Source organism: Enterococcus sp. FZMF (assembly GCF_030263915.1).
GTDB classification, from domain to species: Bacteria; Bacillota; Bacilli; order Lactobacillales; family Enterococcaceae; genus Enterococcus_D; species Enterococcus_D casseliflavus.
In genome coordinates this window covers 151,538-171,280 of the sequence record NZ_CP127160.1, presented here as the reverse complement: position 1 = coordinate 171,280, position 19,743 = coordinate 151,538, and the positions used below count along the sequence as shown (strand labels likewise).

The following is a 19,743-nucleotide window of genomic DNA, read 5'->3' as shown; positions in this document are numbered from 1 at the left end:
GGAAAACTACCCCCAAATCCGTAAAATCTCTTGCTTGAAATCAACTGCTGCTTGTTGCGGATCGTCAGCTGCAGTGATGCCTCGTCCTGTGATAAAGGTATACACATCAATGCCAGCAAACAGAGCCAACGTCTCGACGCTCAATCCTCCCGTGACTGACACTCGAAACCCCATATCGATCAATTTACGGACTTTCGTTAAATCTTTTTCTCCCCATGTTTCACCAGCTAACAGTGCGTCACGACTTTGATGATAGATAGCTTGTGAGATGCCGGCATCTAGCCACTGCTGTGCTTGCTGGTAGGTCCAGTCACCATATAATTCTACTTGGATCTCAGCAATTTCTTTTGCCGCTGCCTTCATTGTTGGGATCGTTGCTGCACAAATCACGGTCATATAATCCGCGCCAGCTTGCTGGCAGTTTTTGGCGACCGTCCCACCGGCATCGGCACATTTTGTGTCTGCTACGATCAACTTTTCCGGATACATCGCTCGGAAGCAGCGTAGGACCTGTGCTCCTTCTTGCAACAGTAAAATAGTTCCTGCTTCAATGATATCCACCACATCGCCAACTTTTTTGATATCAGCCAGTGCACCAGCTAAATCGGAGTGATCGCAAGCGATCTGCAGTTTTGGTATACTCATGAAATTCCCCTCTCTTTTGTTCAATCATCTTTTTGTTCTTGTCACGTCCTGATGCACTACTCCTTCGAAAGACCCGCTTCTCTGACCCGCTCAATAATTTCTTTAGGGGACATCACATTTCTGACTCCGATCACTGTTACGCCCTTTTCTTTGGCTTTATCGAACATATTGACAAAGTTCATTGGCGTAAAGACCACATCGTAATTCTTGGCGGTGCTTTTGCCTTCAGAAATCGCGCAATGATGAATAGAGGTGATCGTGATCCCTTCTGACTTCAAAGCTTTTTCGACACTCCGCATCATCATCAAACTTGTTCCTGATCCATTTGCACAAGATACCAATACTCTCATCTTCTTTTCCTCCTAAGAATTCATTATTTTTGTTTTTCTACATACGCATCATAATCATCTACGATCAAGAAATACCCTTCTGGATCTCTGCGGTACTGCAACTGTGGAATCACTAATAAGATCACCACTACAAGAACCACACCAATGATGCCTAAGAATTTCATCAATACTGTAAAGAATGGCCAGACGGTCGCCCAGTCGAACATTCCAAGATAGCCGCCATATTGAGACAATCCTACCCAAGTAGCGATCAATGCCGAACCACCGATCTGAATAATGCCGGATAAGAATGGGAAGAGACAAGCCGCTTTGATGCCTCCGCGGTTGTTGGCAAAAACGGCGATCGCTGCGTTATCAAAGAACAGTGGGATAAACCCAGCAATGACGATCGTTGGTGAACGGAACAAAATCAGTAAAGCAATCATTAAGAATTGTCCTAATGCACCGAATAAAAAGCCCACCGTCACGGCATTTGGCGACCCAAAGGCAAAGGTTGCGGCGATATCGATCCCTGGAACAGCACCTGGTAAAATCGTATTCGAGATTCCTTGGAATGACTCGGTCAATTCAGAAACGAAGGTGCGGACACCTAATTGAAGAATTGCTAAATAGACGGCAAACATTAGTGATGTTTGTAAAATATAAAATAAGAAACTTTGTCCTTCTGCCATAAATCCTGCTGTTATTAAATAATCTTGTCCAAGCGTTACCAAAATGATACCGAAGAAAAAGAGCATCAAAATCGAAGTCGATACCATATTTTCATTGAAGACTGATAAAAAACCCGGTAGTTCGACATCTTCTAATTTGCGGTTGGATTTGTTCTTTTTGAAGCGTTCCGCAAGTCGTGCAAAGAAGTAAACACCAAACATCTGTTGATGGGCAATCGCAAAACCAGCACCTTCCGTCAAATCTTGACAGATGCCAACGGTCAAATTGGACCCCACCGCCCAATAGCAGCCTAAGATCAAGCCCATGACAAGTAAGACTTCGATTCGACCCAGGTCTGGGAAACAGAATAGCAGCAGCCAAAAGGCCGTTGCGGCTTGCTGTACTTGCACATTTCCAGTAGTGAAGACGGCCCGCAGCTTCGTATATTTTTTGAAGCGAACGAGTAAGATATTAAAAACAAAGGCAATCAATAATAAGAGCATCGTGTCACCAAAGGTACGTCCAAATCGTTCTTCAATGCCGGCGGTGATCGCATTTTGACCAAAATACGGGTCAGTGACCATCGCATCTAATTCAAAATGCTCCTTAAGCCCCACCAGGATCGGACGGAAATTATTAACCAATCCACCAGAGCCAATCGTCAAAATCAAGTAACCAACGGTGGCCTTTAAGAAACCTGCAACACATTCAACAAACGGCCGTTTCAATAGTAAGTAACCAATCAGTACAATAAAACCGATCAAAAAAGCTGGCTGCATCAAAATATTCTGAGCAAAGTAATCCCAGCATCTCAATAAGAAATCTCCTACCATTTCCATCTAATCCCTGCTTTCTTTTTGGTCATATTTCTCCATCACCGCTTCAAAATCTGCCATTGTTTTTACACCTAGTAAATCTTCCACCAGCCCTTCTTCCATCAGCATTTCGGATAAACTAGCGATATTGTTCATATGTGCTTCAGCGTTTTTGGCAGCGAGCATAAAGAACAACTGCGCCTCTTTGTCGGGGTCATCATCTTGAAATGAAACGGGGGCTGGAAAAATCGTCAATCCGATCCCCGTTCCTAAGACACCTTTGCTTTCTGCTGAAGAATGGGGCATGGCTACTTTGGGAATGATCACAATATAAGGACCGTATTGATGAACATCCCGAATGACATCTTCAATATACTGATCCGTGATCAACGCCTTTTGCTTTAATCCTTCGCCACTCGCCCAGATAGCGGCTTCCCAATCTTCGGGCTGTTCATGATTGATCGCAACCAACTCATTTTCATAAAAATAACGCAGCATTACCTTTGCTCCTTTCAAATTTGGCTTTTGCAGCATCCCCCCTTCTTTTATAAAAAAGAAGGGAATGGCGTATCATTATCGACCGAAAACACATCTTTGAAGCCGCGATAGAAATTAAATTCAAGATCGTCTTTATTCGTTGGGTAGGTAAATTTGCCGCCAACTTGCCAAATATACGGTTTAAACTCATAGTGCAAACGATCTTTTTTAAACTTCCAAATCTCAGTGATCTCCTTTGGATCAGCCATAAAATTGGACCAGATATCATAGTGTACAGGTATCACTACTTTGGCATTGAGGGATTCTGCCATCCGCAACATATCGACTGAAGTAACCTTGTCGGTGATGCCCCGCGGGTTTTCGCCATATGCACCTAAGCAAACATCGATCTTGTACTGATTCCCATGTTTAGCAAATACATTCGAATAATGAGAATCTCCAGCGTGATAAATCGCCCCACCGGAAGTCTCAAACAAGTAATTGACTGCGATACGATCCATGTCCTGTGGCATTTTTCCTTTCAAGCTGGTATCCGGATCTTCACAAGTAATTAGAGCGGTTCGATCGAATGCTTCTAAAGCGACGATTTTCACCTGCCCAATGGTCACTTCATCCCCTGGTTTGACCACGATGGTTTTTTCTTCTGGTATTCCCCATTTCAACCAAGTTGCAACGACTTCATGGGGACCGACGAATTTTGCTTCTGGACAATTTTGATGGACTGCAGCTGCGGTATTGATGTCTAAATGATCGGAATGAATATGGGTCACCACTAACGCATCCACTCCTTTGATTTCAAATGGATCGATCACAAAGGGCTGCGTCCGTAAGTTAGGCTGCATTTCCTGTACACCACTCATCCGCATCATTTGATGGCCTTTTTTCATTTGCCCATTCCCATGACTGCGTTTGCCAGTGCCGCACCAAAGGTCGCATAAAATGTTGGTTCCTTCCGCACTCTTTAACCAAATACCCGTACAGCCTAGCCACCACATGGAAACTGTGCCTTCTTTCACAAGTTCACTTTCGATCTCCTCGTTTAAATAGGTTCCCCATTCTGGAAACGTATTTAACAGCCAACTCTCTTTCGAAACATCATTTACGTGTACCATCTTTGTTCCTCCCTTGCTTATTTACACCTTGATTCTAACATATAGAAAAACGCTTTCAATCAAGTTTTATGTTAATTTATCTTATTATATGTTAATTTACCGAGAAATAAATGTGATTATTTAATATATATGGTAATGTTTCTGTGATATGTTAAAATGAGTTCGAAAGAAGAAACGATAAAAAAATGGCAGTTTCTAAACGACGGCTGTGCGATTATCCCGCGAATTCGTGAGAAAGAGACACGTGATTTTGCTGCACAGGATAATTGCAAGCTGGACAAATGATAGAAGACAATAATAGAAAAAAGCGCATGTGAGGAGGAAGTATCGTGAAACGTTCCAATGAAGAAGTGAGGCAAAGAAGAAAACAATTGATCGATCTGATAAAAGCATCTGGTCTTTCTGATGTGAGGACCCTCAGTCATCAGTTGGGAGTATCAGAGATGACGATCCGCAGAGACTGTACTGTCCTCAGTGAGATGGGTCAGATCAAACAAACCCACGGAAAAATCGAATACTGTGAAGCTTATGAAGATGAAGCACATCCCACCGACTCGATCGAGTACATCAAAGATCGACTGGCCAAAGAAGCGGCTCGCCAAGTAAAAGATGGCGATACCCTTTTCGTCAATACGAGTACCAGTGCGGCTCAAACGTTGCGCCATCTCACAGACAAACGAATCAGTTTGCTGACAAACAACACGAGTGTGATCCAAATGGAACACCATCCAAAATCAACGATTGTTTTAAGTGGCGGCGAAATACGTTACCCTAAAGCGGCATTGTCAGGAGACATCGCCGTGGAGTCATTTTCTCACGTTCGTTCTGATGTTACGATCATTGGCTGTAGTGGGTTAGATTTACAGACCGGCATTTCCACTTCAGTGATCCACGAAGCCAAAGTCAATGCGAAAATCATCGAAAATTCTGGCAAGTTGATCGTTATCGCGGATTATCGCAAAATCGGCAAGCAATCCAATTTTACGATTGGCGCAATTGCGGATATTGATCTGCTGATCACCGATCATTATTCTGATCCCAAAGTCATCGATTTGATTGAGCAACAAGGTGTTCAAGTCATCCAAGTACCCGTCTAACCTTCTTTGCCGCTAAAAAAAGCCCGACAGTTGATCTGAAAAGTCACGCCTTGCTGCCTCTTCCAACAGAAACAGCAAAGCGTGCCCTTCGATCAACCGTCGTGGCTTTTTTCGTTAAACAATCGTGCGCTTCAAACGTGCTTTATGGGTCGTGCCTCTTGTGAATTAGAGCCGCAGCAACCAAATCAATGCAACAGCACCCACGGTTTGGACGACGCCAACGGAAAGACCATAGAATAAAAAGCGCGGGCCTTCTTTTAAAAACTTGCGGAAATCCAAGCGCAAACCGATGGCTGCCAACGCCGTCGTTTCAAACCACGTACTGATAAAATGAGCGCCCTCATTCAACCAGCTAGGCAGCGGCAAGAAGCTGTTCAAGATACAGATGGTCAAGAAGCCCAACACATACCAAGGGATCGGCAGCCGCAGCTTGCCTTTGGCTTTGGTTTTGGTGGGGGTCTTTGTCGTCATTCGTTCAAAAACAATGACGACGACTGCCAACATGATGATGCGCGCGATTTTAAAGAGCATCGCGTATTTGACGGTGTCGGCATCAATCAAACTAGCCCCCGCCACGACTTGTCCGACGGATTGCAGCGTGCCACCAAGTAAGGCGCTTTTTTGCAACAGATCATCGCCGTATAAGGCCAATCCTAAAAACGGCAGCGTCAGCATCATCACTGTTCCTAAAAGATTGACCAAGGTGATGATCTGCCCTTTTTCTTCATCATCGGCATCAATGGCTGGTGCGATCGCCGCAATCGCAGAGGACCCGCAGACAGCGTTGCCGCCTGCCATCATCAGGCTCATCTTTTGATTAAAGCCCATTTTTTTCCCTATCAAATAAGCAGCGGTAATGACCAAACTCATCATCAGCAATATAAAGAGAAAGCCCCGAAGGCCCATTTCACTGATGGTCTGGAAAGTGACGGTAAAGCCCAGCAAAACCACCGAATATTCCAAGAGCCGACTTTCCGCAACCTTCGTTCCGACTTGATAGCGTTCTTGCTTGAACAGTGTATTTCCTAAAATGATTCCTAATAAAATAGCAAGGGTTGCTCCCCCTAATTTTGGCACAGCCAAAGCCATGATTCGGGCGATGACGGCTACCGAAAAGGATAGGAACAAACCGGGAAGTATCAAAGCTGTTTGTCGTTGCTTCATTGCTTTCATCCTTTCATATAACATCCATTATACACAGATTGACCGATCAGTAGGATTTATTGGTATAATAGTTATGATTGAATTTTCTAATGGAAGGGATTGCAATGTTAAAATTACTGGAGACCTTCAAGATGGTCTATGAAACGAAAAATTTTTCGAAAGCTGCCGAATTGCTGTTTATTTCGCAGCCCACGGTTTCTGCTCAGATCAAGCAGTTGGAACAAGACCTGGATACACCGCTTTTTTTACGCAATGGTCGCAAAAACGTGATCGCCACGCCCCAAGCAGAGTACCTTTACGAAAAGGCACTGAATTTATTGGATGAGTGGTCGACGATCGCCAGCGAGATCCATACCAACACGCAGCATCAAAGCCACTGTGCCCTAGGCATCTCTCATACCTATGCGATGGCCTTGATGCCTGACTTGATGATTGCTTTATACAACGCCTTTCCCACGGTGCGTTTTCGGGTATCGATGATGAACTCCGCTGAAGTCTTAACAGCGCTTGAGCAACATCAACTAGATTTAGGGATCATTGAAAAACCCTTATCTGCACCGAGTATTTTGCGTTTCCCGATTTTGAAAGATCAGCTCGTCTTAGCTGGTGATCCCCAAGTCGGTCCTTGGCTCGTCCGAGAAGCGAGTTCTGGTGTCTACTATTACACTAAGCGCTATCTAGAGGAACAAAATATTCAAGGACCGATCATTGAGATCGCCAGCAATGAATTGATCGTCGCTTTACTGAAACAAGGCTTCGGCTGTTCGATCCTTTCCAAGCGAGCCGCCTACGGCATTGGCTATCAACTGCTGGATAAAAATTTTGAGCGGCAATTTTACCTCATCCAGCGCAAAGCCGTCACAGAACCAGCCATCGAGGGATTGCGGACCTTCATTCAGGAGTGGTCGCAAGAGGATTCCTCACAAGCAGAAAGCAAATAAATTCACTTGTTTTTAAGGGAGGAAACCACCGCCTCGTGGGATTTCTTAACCTTTTCTTACGATTACGCTTCCTCGCTGCCGATCTGGTCCGTTTGATTGTTTCTTAAGAAATTTGTGCTAAAATGAAGAGTACTGGCTATGGGCTCTAATGTTCCCCTTTTCGGTGAATCTTAGACCGCCCTTTGACTACTTTTGCGGTTCGTGAGCAAACCAGTAAGAAAGGATCTTGAAATGAACGAACAAATCAAGAACAAATTAGCGCTGCTTCCTGACCAACCCGGTTGTTATTTAATGAAAGATAAAAATAACAAAATCATCTATGTTGGGAAAGCCAAAATTTTAAAAAATCGTGTCCGTTCGTACTTTACCGGCAGTCACGATACGAAAACCGAACGGCTCGTTCAAGAAATCAATGATTTTGAGTACGTCGTTACCGAATCAAATACGGAAGCCTTATTGCTGGAAATCAATTTGATTCAAAAAAACAAACCGAAATACAATATCATGCTAAAGGACGACAGGTCGTATCCTTTTATTAAAGTGACCAAAGAGCGCTATCCGCGTCTGATCATCACTCGTAAAGTTTTAAAAGACGGGGCTTTATATTTTGGCCCTTATCCTGATGCACGAGCAGCCAACGAAACCAAACGGGTGCTGGATCGCCTCTTTCCATTGCGAAAATGCGGTCCTTCTCAAAAGCGGCCTTGTCTTTATTATCATTTGGGTCAATGCGTCTGTCCTTATGTCAACAATGTAGATCCCAAGGATTATCAGAAGATCGTTGATCAAGTCAAACACTTTTTCCACGGCGGTCACGTCGATATTTTGAAAGACCTGAAAGAGAAGATGTGCGAAGCCATTGAAACGTTAGAGTTTGAACGAGCGGCTGAGCTGCGGGATCAGATCCAAGCAATCGATACCGTCATGACGCGACAAAAAATGACTCTGACAGATCTGATGGACCGTGATGTCTTTGGCTACAGTGTCGACAAAGGCTGGATGTGTGTCCAAGTCTTTTTTATCCGTCAAGGAAAGCTGATCGAACGAGAAGTCTCTTTGTTTCCTTTCTACAATGAAGCGGATGAGGATTTCTTGACCTTCGTCGGCCAGTTTTACCAAAAGAATGAACACTTCATTCCCAAAGAAGTCTTTGTTCCGCAAAATGTCGATGCTGCCCCATTAGAAGCGCTGCTGGAAACCAAAGTCCTGCAGCCCCAACGAGGCGACAAAAAGAAATTGGTCGATTTGGCCAATAAAAATGCCCGCATTGCCTTAGCGCAAAAATTTGCGTTGATCGAGCGTACCGAAGAACGGACGATCGGTGCAGTGGATCGTCTAGGCGAAGCCATGGGGATTGCGACACCTTATCGGATCGAAGCTTTCGATAACTCCCACATCATGGGGACCGACCCGGTGTCTGCAATGGTGGTTTTTGTCGACGGGAAGCCGTTTAAAGATGATTATCGGAAATATAAGATTCGTACTGCACAAGGCGGCGACGATTATGGCTCTATGCAAGAAGTCATCTATCGCCGATACTCTCGTGTCCTAAAAGAAAACCTGCCTTTTCCTGATCTGATCATCATCGATGGTGGAAAAGCCCAAGTCGGTGCCGCCCAAGAAGTACTGTATAACCAGCTAGGTTTAGATATTCCCGTTGCCGGTTTAGTGAAGAACAACAAACACAAAACCAGCGAGTTGATTTTCGGGGAATTTTTAGATCCGATCCAGCTGGAACGCAATTCTGTGGAATTCTTTTTGCTGCAACGGATCCAAGATGAGGTCCATCGTTTTGCGATCACCTTCCATCGCCAACTGCGCAGTAAAAACAGCTTTTCTTCCAAACTGGATGAAATTCCTGGCTTAGGACCAAAACGCAAGCAACAGCTGATGAAAACCTTCAAGTCGTTAAAAAACATCCAAGCAGCTTCCGTGGAAGAGATCCAGCAAGCTGGCATCCCCAAAGCCGTTGCGGAAACTATCTTAGCCAAACTAGGTGATCAAAACCAACCCACTTCTTAAGTCAAAACAAAAACGCTCCATAGCCAACAGTAGCTATGAAGCGTTTTTTCGTTAAAGAAGCATTTTGTAAGCCATTACTTTTTGCGGTGCTGTAACAGGTCAGGCTTCATGTCTAACATGGAATAGCCACGAACATCATACCGATTGCGGCTGCAGGAATAGTCCACTGGACGTCCCGATTCTAAATAGATGATCTGTTCTAATTCCAATACTGGGTCATCTGCTTGGCACGCTAAATAGGTTTGATCGTATTCATCGCTTTTGGCAGCCTGAAAGGTCCGATAAGCACCAGCAAATTTGTAGCCTAAATCTTGCAGTAGATAGTCATAGACGGATTCTTCCAAGATCTCTTTCGTCAAACCGCTGACCAGATCCAACGGCATAAAGGAATGCTCGAGTATGTATGGATTGCCTTCTAAGATCCGCAAACGGATCACATGATAGATTGGTTGTTCGGCAGTGATCTGAAGCATCTCTTGAATTCTTGTTGTAGGAAAACAGACTTCAAAGGTGATGACTTGGCTAGTCAATGTCCGTTTTTCTTGTTTCATCTGATAGCTCAGGCCTTTGTATTCTGTCACCGATGAGGTATCTTTGCCCCAAAAGGAATGATTCAAAACTTTGGTCCCTAAGCCGCGCTTTGTCAGCAGCAAGCCTTCCATAATCAGGATATTCACCGCATTTTTAATCGTCATTCGGCTGACGCCAAACTCTTCCACTAACTCTGTTTGATAAGGTAAAAGACTGTCTTTCGGATAAGTTCCGTCCTTGATTCTTTTACGCAGAACATCTGCGATCTCCATATATTTGGGCATTTTGCCACCTCCAAAACGTGTGTTGTATTGTATTGATTGAAAAACGATAAAAGAACCGGCCAAACGAAAAGAGTGTCATCACACCACTGCACCTTCCAATGAAGCAGTGTGATAAGGGGTATTGCACTCTGATCGCGGCCGGATAAGGTCTATTACGTTTGGCGCTTGTTTCTAATCGACTCGATCAGACATTACGCATTTTTTAAACGGCGTGTTTCTTGAATTTGCGCCATTTTCACGAACGGCAAGTAGATAACGATTGACAAGATCAAGTTAACAGCTGCCAAGATTCCGCCAGCAATACTTTGTGTCGACAAAATACCGCCGATGATTGGTGGCGTCGTCCATGGTGCGATGACGGTACTTGCAGGAACTAAGCCAGTTGCGGTTGCAAAATAAGCAGTCGTTACTAAAACAAGTGGGGTCAACACATATGGGATGAACAAGATTGGGTTTAAGACAACTGGTAACCCAAACATCACTGGTTCATTGATCATAAACACACCTGGTGCAACGGATAGTTTTGCGACAGTCATATACGCTTTATGATGACGAGCAACTAAAAAGATCGCAATCAAAAGACCTAGTGTCGCACCTGTTCCGCCGATGTTCACGAAAGAATCAAAGAATGGTTTGTTCACGATATAAGGCAAATCTGTTCCTGCTTCTAATGCTCGTGCGTTTGCTTCGATCGCAGGCACATTGATCGTTTGCATGAACGGGTCGATGATGTTGGCACCATGTAAACCAAAGAACCATAAGAATGCAGAGATAAAACCTAATAGCAAAGCAGCTGGGTAAGAGTTTGCCAAGCCCATGAATGGTTGTTGCACCAATTCATAGAAGGACAATACGATACTTGTCACACCAAATGCTTGGAAAATTGCTGTAAACAAAGCAAAGATCGATACGGTGATCATTGCTGGAAATAATGCAGCAAATGAACGTGAAACTGCTGGTGGTACTCCATCAGGCATGTTGATGACTAAGCGTGGGTTGCCAGCTAGACGACGGAAGATCTCAGTAGAAATGATCGATACGATTAATGCTAAAAATAATCCTTGAGAACCAAGTCCGGCAGCTGTTAACAAACCATCTGGGCCTGTCGCCATTGCACCTAATGCGAAGAAACTTGCAACTGAGATCGCCCCAGCACCTAATGCGTCTTGATTGTAGCTTTTAGCTAAATTATACGCTACTGTGAAAGCGATTAACAGACCAAGTATTGAAAAAGTACCTGCTGACAAGTTGTTCCCAAAGGCTTGCCATGTTCCTTCACCAAAAATGCCATTCATAAAATCAATATAGGCAGGGATTGGTAAGTTGTTGATCAATACCCCAAAAGAGCCTAAGATCATCAACGGCATCGTTACGATAAATCCGTCACGAATGGCCACTAGATGTCTTTGAGAGCCTATTTTAGAAGCGATCGGAATAAAGTGCTTCTCCATAAATCCAATAAATTTATCCATTGTTTTTTCTCCTTTCAAACCCTAAACAAAATAATGAAACCGATTTCTACTAAAGAATACCACGAGAACGTTTCCATGTCTAGTCTTTTCTTTATCAAAACTGTGCTTTTATTTAACCCAGCTTATCATTTGCAAAAACAGGTGGTTTTTTAATAGAATCCCCCCTTTGAAATTAGCCAGAAAAAATCCGCGATTTTACACAAAAAAGCAATGCTGATTCCTACAGCATTGCTTTTTTCATTGTTATTAAAAGCCGTTATTATCTGAAACTTCTTTAAACCAACGACCTGATTTTTTCACCGTTCGTTTAGCATCATTTGCTAAGTCAACGGAGATAAATCCGTAACGGTTCTTGTAAGCATTGGTCCATGACCAGTTGTCCATGCAGGTCCACATATGGTAGCCAACACAATTGGTTCCTTCTTGGATCGCTTGGTGGACGTACTTCAAGTGGTCAGAGACAAATTCGATGCGGTAATCATCTTCGATCACGCCATCAGCATTGACGAAACGTTCTTCTCCTTCGACACCCATGCCATTTTCAGAAATGTAGCACTTGATATTGCCATAGTTTTCTCGCGTGTTCGTCAAAATATCATAGATCCCTTTTTCATAGATTTCCCATCCACGATACGGGTTCATTTTCTTGTTCGGCATATCATAGTTATCAAAGTAATCATCAGGCATTGGACTTTTCGCTTCATCGATCGGTGATTCTTTCTTCATGATACGACGAGGTTGGTAATAATTGATCCCCAACAAGTCGATCGTATTTTCGCGAATCGTTTGTAAATCATCGGCTTCCATCGCCGGTACCATATCCAATTCCTTGACGATGGTCACTAATTCTTCTGGGAACGTGCCTTTGACCGCAGGGTCTAAGAAAGAACGATTAAAGAAGGCATCCGCGATTTGCGCTGCTTTGACATCCTCTGGATCGTTCTCATCTCTTGGATAGCTTGGCGTCAAGTTCAAGATGATGCCGATCTCCCCATCAAGGTTCATCTCATGATAGACTTTGATGGCTTTAGCACTCGCCAACGTTTCGTGGAACCCAACTTGGACTGCATGTTTCATGTTGATCTCATTTGGATAATGGAATTGGTAAAGATAGCCGCCTTCAACAGGGACAATCGGTTCATTATGAGTGAACCATTTCTTGACACGATCACCAAATAATGTAAAGCAGGTTTGCGCAAATGCGACATAGGCATCCACGGTCTCTCGGTTCAACCAGCCGCCTTTTTCTTGCAGCGCCATCGGCATATCGAAGTGGTAAAGGTTCATGAAAGGTTCGATCCCATTGGCGATCAGCTCATCAATGTAGGCGTTGTAAAAATCAACGGCTTTTTGATTGACTTCTCCTTTGCCTTGCGGGAAGAGACGACTCCATTGGATCGACGTCCGAAACGTCGTATGGCCGGTTTCTTTCATTAGTTGAATATCTTCTTGATAGCGTGTGTAGACTTGCGAGGTTTTTTCAGGACCTACCTTATTGAAAAATTTCTCTGGTTCTTGCTGATACCAGTAATCCCAGATGCTTGCCCCTTTGCCATCGCCTTCAAATACACCTTCTGTTTGTGGGCCACTAGCGGCTGACCCCCACCAAAAGCCTGCTGGAAATTGATAATCCATCTTCATTCACTCCTCATTTTTTCTTTGCTGCCCTAATCATAAAGGAAGCAGTTACAAAAATCAATCTTTTTTAAAATAAATGTATAGACATTTAAAATAAAACATGATACATTATCAATGTAATCGATTGCAAAAAGAAATCTAAGGAGTGAAATAATAATGAATGGTTTTATGGACAAGTTATCTGAAAAGATTTTGCCCTTGGCAAATGCCTTAGGACAAAATCGCTACCTGACCGTCTTGCGGGACGCGTTTATGCTTTCGTTCCCAATCACTATGTTTGGATCGATCGTGGTCGTTTTAAACAACCTGCCCTTCTTCAGTGATGCCACTAAAGGAACATTAGGAACACTGTTTGGCAATGGGCAAAATGCAACAATGAGTATCATGACTGTTTTCGTTACTTTCGGTATTGGCTATTATTTATCAAAATCATATGATGTGGAAGGGATTTTTGGTGGTGCCGTTTCGTTTGCCAGCTTTTTGATCTTGACTCCTTTCTTTATGACTACTGAATCTGGCGAAACGATCTCCGGTGTGCTGTCTCTTGATCGTCTCGGCGCAAAAGGGATGTTTATCGGGATGATCGCAGCATTTTTGGCAGCTGAAATCTATTGCCGCATCACAAAACGCGGCTGGCAGATCAAAATGCCTGATGGGGTACCACCAGCAGTTTCTAAATCTTTTGCCGCTTTGATTCCAGCAATTATCACCTTAACGGTATTTTTAGTGATCAATGCCATCATGACGGGTGTCTTCAATGCCAACTTGCATGACCTGGTTTATGAATTGATCCAAAAACCATTGACTGGACTAGGCAGCAGCTTGCCAGCAACTCTATTGGCTTTGTTCTTTGTTCAATTCCTTTGGTTCTTCGGTCTACATGGTCAAATCATCGTCAACTCTGTGATGGACCCGATTTGGAATACATTGATGTTAGACAACTTAGAAGCGTATCAAAATGGGGATGCACTGCCGCATATCGTCACAAAACCATTTATGGAAACCTTTACTGTTGGATTAGGCGGTTCTGGTATGACGTTAGCCGTTGTTATCTTGATGGCTTTCGTATTGAAGAAAAAACAATACCGCGATGTGGGTCGTTTGGCTTTAGCACCAGGGATCTTTAACGTTAACGAACCAGCCATCTTCGGTATGCCGATCGTCTTGAATGCGACGATCCTGATTCCTTGGGTCGTAGCACCTCTTGTGGTAACGACCTTCAACTACTTAGTGATGGCGGCTGGACTTGTTCCTGCACCAACTGGTGTTTCTGTTCCTTGGACCGTTCCAGTGGTCTTCAGTGGTGTCTTAGCAACCAACTCTTGGTTAGGTGGTTTGCTGCAAGTCATTGACGTGGTGATCGTCGGCTTGATCTGGTATCCATTCTTACGTGTGTTAGATCGTCAAGCAGAACCATCAATCGATTAAGCGCAACGGCTGGCTGAATTTTTTCAGTCAGCCGTTCTTTTTATAAAAAAACCAAGGTTTGATTGTCGAAACCGCTTTTTTCAGCTATACTTCTTGCGAGGTGATCAGATGCCAAAATACCAAGAAATTGCCAATATTTTACGCACACGTATCAAAAACAAAACGTATCCGCCTGACAGCTTACTGCCGAATCAAACTGATTTAGTCGAGGAATTCGGAGTCAGCCGGATGACCGTCAAAAAAGCCATCGGTATTTTAGCCATGGAAGGACTGGTTTATTCTCAGCGGGGCGCTGGAACAAAAATATTGAACCACCCATTCTTAAAAAAAGACACCACTGCTTTAACGGTCTATGAAGGCTTGTCAACGGAAATGGGCAAAGCTGGCCGCAAGCTAGTCAGTCAGGTCATCGATTTTCAAGTCGAATTTCCTGACCAAACGATCCAAGAAAAGTTGATGTTAACGGAAGAACAACCGATCTATAGTATTGTCCGCTTGCGGATTCTTGAAGACCAACCGTTTATTTTAGAATATACCTATATGCCCGTCCATTTGGTGCCCAATTTAACTCGTGGCCATTTAGAAAGTTCTATCTACCGTTATGTCAAAGAGGAACTAGGGGTCCAGTTTGCTGGCGCCTACCGCACTATTGCCGCTGATAAAAGTACCGCGTACGATCAACAGTATTTGGACTGTAAAGCCGATGATCCGGTCTTAGAGATCGAACAGATCGTCTATCAGAAAAATGGCTCACCCATCGAATTTTCCCGTAGTCGCAACCGTTATGACGTGCGGGCCTACTCTTATTTAGATGTCCAGCACTAAAAAGACCTACCCACGATTTTCTTCCATCAGAAACCGTGGGCAGGTCTTTTTGTTGGTGCATTCGTTGCTTCGTTTACTTTTTCGCTGAGGGTTGGAATCGTTTCAGCCGCAAGGCATTTAATAAAACGGATACCGAGCTGAAGCTCATGGCCGCCCCAGCGATCATTGGATTGAGCAAGGGACCACCGAAAAGATGCAGCACACCCATTGCGACAGGGATGCCTAAGACGTTATAAGCAAAAGCCCAGAAAAGATTTTCTTTGATGTTTTTGATGGTTGCCCGACTTAACTCGATCGCTGATGGGACGTCCATCAGATCGCTGCGCATCAGTACGATGTCTGCCGATTCGATGGCGACATCGGTACCAGAGCCGATCGCGATCCCTACATCGGCTTGGGCTAACGCGGGCGCATCATTGATCCCGTCACCTACCATCGCAACCTTTTGGCCTTTGGCTTGCAGGCCAGCTACTTTGGCGGCTTTATCTTCTGGCAAGACGTCACTGATCACTTCATCGATACCGACTTGTTTGGCGATGGCTTGGGCCGTTCGGGCATTGTCGCCCGTGATCATTGCTACGTACAAGCCCATTTGATGCAACCGTTCAATGGCTTTTCGACTGCTTTCTTTGATAGTATCTGCCACAGCGATGATCCCGATCGCTTCGCCGTCTGTGGCAACATACATCGGTGTTTTCCCTTCGTGAGCCAATTGTTGGGCTTGCTCGATCAGGCCATCGATGGCAACGTTTTGTTTTTCCAACCATTTCTGGTTGCCTAATAGGACTGGACTGCCAGCGATCGTTCCTTGAATCCCATGCCCTGGGATCGCTTCAAACCCGTCAACTTCTTGAAGGGCGAGGGCTTGCGTGCGGGCTTCGATCACAATGGCTTCGCCTAATGGATGTTCTGAGCCTTTTTCAACAGAAGCCGCCAGCTGCAGCAATTCCGTCGGCGTGTGATTACCTGCAGGCAGGAGATCGGTTACGACTGGTTTGCCTTCTGTGATCGTGCCGGTTTTATCAAAAACGATCGTCGTCACGTTTCTAGCTGTTTCTAACGCATCGCCGCTTTTGATCAAGACGCCATTTTCTGCCCCTTTGCCCGCACCCACCATGATGGCGGTCGGTGTCGCTAATCCTAAGGCACACGGACAGGCAATCACTAATACAGAGATCGTAATGGTCAATGAGAAGATCCAGGTTTCTTGTCCTAAGAAAAACCATGCAAGTCCTGCAAAAACCGCCAAGACCATGACGATCGGGACAAACACACCCGAAACTTTGTCAGCCATGCGGGCAATCGGCGCTTTGGAGCCTTGGGCATTTTCTACTAACTGAATGATTTGCGCTAACGTTGAATCTTCTCCCACATTGGTGGCTTCATATTGAAACGAGCCGTTTTTGTTGATGCTGGCGCCGATCACCCGATCACCGACTTGTTTTTCGATAGGTAAGCTTTCTCCAGTAATCATTGATTCATCGATGGCAGAGCGGCCTTGGGTAACGATCCCATCCACAGGAATCTTCTCACCAGGTCGTACGATTAAGATATCGCCAGCTGCGACTTCTTCAATACCCACTTCGACTTCTTCGGCTTGATTCCCGCTGCCGCGGAGCACGCGGGCTTTTTTCGGTGCGAGATCCAACAACTTCTTGATAGCTTCAGAGGTTTTGCCCTTCGAGACCGACTCAAGGTATTTTCCTAAAGTAACTAATGCCAAAATAACGGCGGCCGTTTCATAGTACAAGTGCATCGCATAGTGGGTCGTGCCCAGGTAGACCATCACGGTTCCATAAATACTATAAAAGAAGGCAGCACTGGTTCCCAATGCGACAAGGGAATCCATGTTGGGATGGCCTTTCCAAAGCGCTTTGAAACCAGCAATGTAAAAGGCGCGACCGAGGACCATCACCGGTAAGACCAAAAGCAATTGAGTGGTAACGAAATTGACTGGATAGGCCATCGGATCTAAAAAGCCAGGGATCGGCAAACCGATCATTTCCCCCATCGTCAAATAGAACAAGGGGATCGTAAAGAGCGCTGAAAGCCAAAACCGTTGCCATAAAGCACGAATCTCTGCCTGTTTTGAATCCGCCTTGTCGGCAGAAGCGGTCGGCAGCTGTGCATCATAGCCCGCCTCTTTCACGGCAGCTGCGATCTTCGCGGCGGTCACTTGATCTTGTTGATAGCTGACCGTCAGTTTTTCTGTTGCCAGATTGACGGAGGCTTGCTCCACACCCGCTAATTTTCGGACAGCTTTTTCTACTGTTTGGGCACAAGACGCACAGGTCATGCCCGAGATGGCAAAGGTCTCTTGTCTTTGGGAGCCGATCAGTTGATAGCCCGCTGCTTTGATGGCCGCAGCGAGTGTTTCTTCGGTGAGCTGCTGCTCATCATAACGAATATGTAATTTTTCAGTAGCCAAATTGACAGCTGCTTGGTCGACCCCCGCCAGCTTGCTGACTGTTTTTTCGACGGTCTGGGAACAAGACGCACAGGTCATCCCTTTTACCCCATAATTCTTTTCGATCATTGTTTCCTTCCTCCTTGCTTGCTATGCAAACCCATTAACCTTTTATGTTTACAGTTGTAATCTTCTTCTACTTTACAATTATCGTTTACACTTGTCAACGATAATACTCAAAAAAAGGACGTTCTCCTTTGAAGCGGCCCAAAACGCGAGACTTTTGGTCTACCTTTGGGCGGTCGCTACCGGTGGAACGTACTTTTTTCTAAGAAACGATCACTGCCGTTGCAGGGGTCGTTTCGCTTATTCAGGTATTGGTTTTAGGAGGCTAGCACTCTTGCCCGTTGGTTTTGATCAGCTCTTGGTACCAGTAGAAGCTGTCTTTCTTGTAGCGTGCCAAAGATCCTTCTTGCGTTTCATCTTGGTCGACATAGACAAAGCCATAGCGTTTTTGGTAGCCGTTCAACCAGCTTAGCAAATCAGTGAAGGACCAGGTGCAATAGCCAAGAACTTCCGCGCCGTCGCTGATCGCTTCTTTAATGGCATGGACATGCCCTGCTAAATAATCGATGCGGTATTGGTCATGGATTTGATGATCGTCGGTTAGTTTGTCGTATTCACCAAGTCCGTTTTCTGTAATGATCACAGGCACCCGATAACGGCTAGTGATTCGTCGTAAAGCGATCCGCAGCCCTTGAGGATCGATCTCCCAATCCCAATTCGTCCGTTCCACAAATGGATTTTCGGCTTTTTTGAACATTCCTGGTGTCCCGGTTTCTTCGGAGCTGCCTTTTTTCCCAGTGGTGTTCATTTTACCCGCACCGACACCATCTAATGGATTGTAGGCATTTGTTGCTGTTTGGTAATAGTTGATCCCTAAGAAATCTGGTTTTGCTGAACGCAGCAAGTCCATATCTCCTGGTTCAATCGTTGGTGCGATCCCTTGCTCTTTCAAGTAATTCATTGCCGCAATCGGGTATTCGCCCCATAGATAGACGTCTAACCAATAATGCGCCATCAAGTCTTCCGCGTTTTCAGCTGCCAAAATATTTTTCGGGTCGCTGTTGATTGGGTAGTTTGGTGAGTAGGCGAAACTTGGTCCGATTTTCCCTGGGATTTTCATCTCATGGAACTTGTTGATCACCGAAGCATTCGCCAAGTTAGCGATATGATTGACTTCATACATCCGTTTAGGATCGGTCACTCCTGGTGGATGGGCAGCTAAAAGATAACCTAAAGAAGTAAAGATATTTTGTTCATTCAAGCTGACCCAATAGTGGACTTTGCCGCGAAAGGCTTCAAACAATACGGCCGCATAGTTGGTGAAATCTTCAATGATTTTGCGAGATTCCCAGCCACCGTATTCTTCTTGCAAAGCTCGTGGCAGATCCCAATGGTACAAGGTCACCATCGGTTCGATCCCTGCTTTTATCAGTTCATCGATCAATGCTAAATAAAAGTCTAACCCTGCTTGATTGACTTCTCCTCGTCCTTCTGGAAAAATCCGTGTCCAAGCAATGGAAAAACGATAGGTTTTCAATCCTTGTTCTTTCATCAAGGCAACATCTTCTTTGAAGCGGTGGTAATGGTCGACTGCGACATCTCCGTTAGTTGCTTTAAAGGTTTTTCCTGGAATGCGGACAAAATCGTCCCAAACCGAAGTGCCTTTGCCGTCTTCTTGCCATGCGCCTTCTACTTGATAGGCTGCTGATGCTGAACCCCATAAAAAATCATTGGGGAATTCTTTTAGTTGTTTATGATCCAATTGTTTCCCTTCTTTCTGTTTGATGATACCCCTTT

16 protein-coding genes are annotated in these 19,743 nt (G+C 44.7%); 5 read left to right on the top strand and 11 right to left on the bottom strand.

Features of this window, described 5'->3' with window-relative positions; all coding sequences use genetic code 11:
• Nucleotides 1-6: 6 nt before the first annotated feature.
• From QN079_RS00805 to ulaG, 5 genes are read right to left on the bottom strand one after another with little or no spacing between them, the layout of a single operon-like run.
• The gene (locus QN079_RS00805) at nt 7-645 is read right to left on the bottom strand and encodes a 3-keto-L-gulonate-6-phosphate decarboxylase UlaD (protein ID WP_010748564.1); all 639 of its coding nucleotides are present in this window, start codon (nt 643-645) and stop codon (nt 7-9) included.
• A 56-nt stretch (nt 646-701) separates the two neighbouring features.
• Nucleotides 702-995 (bottom strand): PTS sugar transporter subunit IIB, encoded by a 294-nt coding sequence (locus QN079_RS00800; protein WP_008376531.1) that lies wholly within the window; start codon nt 993-995, stop codon nt 702-704.
• A 23-nt stretch (nt 996-1,018) separates the two neighbouring features.
• Nucleotides 1,019-2,485, bottom strand: coding sequence for a PTS ascorbate transporter subunit IIC (ulaA, locus tag QN079_RS00795; protein ID WP_289230235.1), 1,467 nt, complete (start codon nt 2,483-2,485; stop codon nt 1,019-1,021).
• Nucleotides 2,486-2,959 carry a PTS sugar transporter subunit IIA gene (locus tag QN079_RS00790; protein WP_010748562.1) on the bottom strand — a complete coding sequence of 158 codons (474 nt, stop codon included), beginning with the start codon at nt 2,957-2,959 and terminating at the stop codon, nt 2,486-2,488.
• A gap of 47 nt (nt 2,960-3,006) precedes the next feature.
• Nucleotides 3,007-4,071 carry an L-ascorbate 6-phosphate lactonase gene (gene ulaG, locus QN079_RS00785; RefSeq protein ID WP_010748561.1) on the bottom strand — a complete coding sequence of 355 codons (1,065 nt, stop codon included), beginning with the start codon at nt 4,069-4,071 and terminating at the stop codon, nt 3,007-3,009.
• Between the two features lie 329 nt (nt 4,072-4,400).
• On the opposite strand from ulaG, the gene QN079_RS00780 reads away from it, so the two are divergent.
• The gene (locus QN079_RS00780; RefSeq protein WP_010748560.1) at nt 4,401-5,168 is read left to right on the top strand and encodes a DeoR/GlpR family DNA-binding transcription regulator; all 768 of its coding nucleotides are present in this window, start codon (nt 4,401-4,403) and stop codon (nt 5,166-5,168) included.
• Nucleotides 5,169-5,333: 165 nt separating this feature from the next.
• Here QN079_RS00780 and QN079_RS00775 read toward each other — a convergent pair whose 3' ends face one another.
• Entirely contained in the window at nt 5,334-6,356 is a 1,023-nt protein-coding gene (locus tag QN079_RS00775) for a YeiH family protein (protein ID WP_289230234.1), read from the bottom strand.
• 65 nt (nt 6,357-6,421) lie between these two features.
• Between QN079_RS00775 and QN079_RS00770 the strand changes: the two genes are divergently transcribed.
• A complete protein-coding gene (locus tag QN079_RS00770) occupies nt 6,422-7,273 on the top strand; it encodes a LysR substrate-binding domain-containing protein (protein ID WP_289230233.1) in 852 nt (283 codons plus the stop codon).
• A 231-nt stretch (nt 7,274-7,504) separates the two neighbouring features.
• Nucleotides 7,505-9,295 carry an excinuclease ABC subunit UvrC gene (uvrC, locus tag QN079_RS00765; protein ID WP_289230232.1) on the top strand — a complete coding sequence of 597 codons (1,791 nt, stop codon included), beginning with the start codon at nt 7,505-7,507 and terminating at the stop codon, nt 9,293-9,295.
• Nucleotides 9,296-9,369: 74 nt separating this feature from the next.
• On the opposite strand, the gene QN079_RS00760 is transcribed toward uvrC, so the two are convergent.
• From QN079_RS00760 to gmuD, 3 genes are all read right to left on the bottom strand, one after another.
• Nucleotides 9,370-10,110, bottom strand: a complete 741-nt coding sequence (locus QN079_RS00760; protein WP_289230231.1) for a GntR family transcriptional regulator — start codon at nt 10,108-10,110, stop codon at nt 9,370-9,372.
• A 191-nt stretch (nt 10,111-10,301) separates the two neighbouring features.
• Nucleotides 10,302-11,582 carry a PTS sugar transporter subunit IIC gene (locus QN079_RS00755; RefSeq protein ID WP_005232725.1) on the bottom strand — a complete coding sequence of 427 codons (1,281 nt, stop codon included), beginning with the start codon at nt 11,580-11,582 and terminating at the stop codon, nt 10,302-10,304.
• A gap of 246 nt (nt 11,583-11,828) precedes the next feature.
• On the bottom strand, nt 11,829-13,217 hold the full coding sequence (gmuD, locus tag QN079_RS00750; protein WP_375847458.1) for a 6-phospho-beta-glucosidase GmuD: 1,389 nt from the start codon (nt 13,215-13,217) through the stop codon (nt 11,829-11,831).
• Between the two features lie 159 nt (nt 13,218-13,376).
• Here gmuD and celB point away from each other — a divergent pair, with 159 nt between their 5' ends.
• Both celB and QN079_RS00740 read left to right on the top strand, forming a co-directional pair.
• Nucleotides 13,377-14,648 (top strand): PTS cellobiose transporter subunit IIC, encoded by a 1,272-nt coding sequence (gene celB, locus QN079_RS00745; RefSeq protein WP_005226670.1) that lies wholly within the window; start codon nt 13,377-13,379, stop codon nt 14,646-14,648.
• A 108-nt stretch (nt 14,649-14,756) separates the two neighbouring features.
• Nucleotides 14,757-15,473 (top strand): GntR family transcriptional regulator, encoded by a 717-nt coding sequence (locus QN079_RS00740; RefSeq protein WP_005226669.1) that lies wholly within the window; start codon nt 14,757-14,759, stop codon nt 15,471-15,473.
• A 73-nt stretch (nt 15,474-15,546) separates the two neighbouring features.
• Here QN079_RS00740 and QN079_RS00735 read toward each other — a convergent pair whose 3' ends face one another.
• Nucleotides 15,547-18,009 (bottom strand): heavy metal translocating P-type ATPase, encoded by a 2,463-nt coding sequence (locus tag QN079_RS00735; RefSeq protein WP_289230230.1) that lies wholly within the window; start codon nt 18,007-18,009, stop codon nt 15,547-15,549.
• 262 nt (nt 18,010-18,271) lie between these two features.
• Nucleotides 18,272-19,708, bottom strand: a complete 1,437-nt coding sequence (locus QN079_RS00730; RefSeq protein ID WP_289230229.1) for a glycoside hydrolase family 1 protein — start codon at nt 19,706-19,708, stop codon at nt 18,272-18,274.
• Between the last annotated feature and the right edge of the window lie 35 nt (nt 19,709-19,743).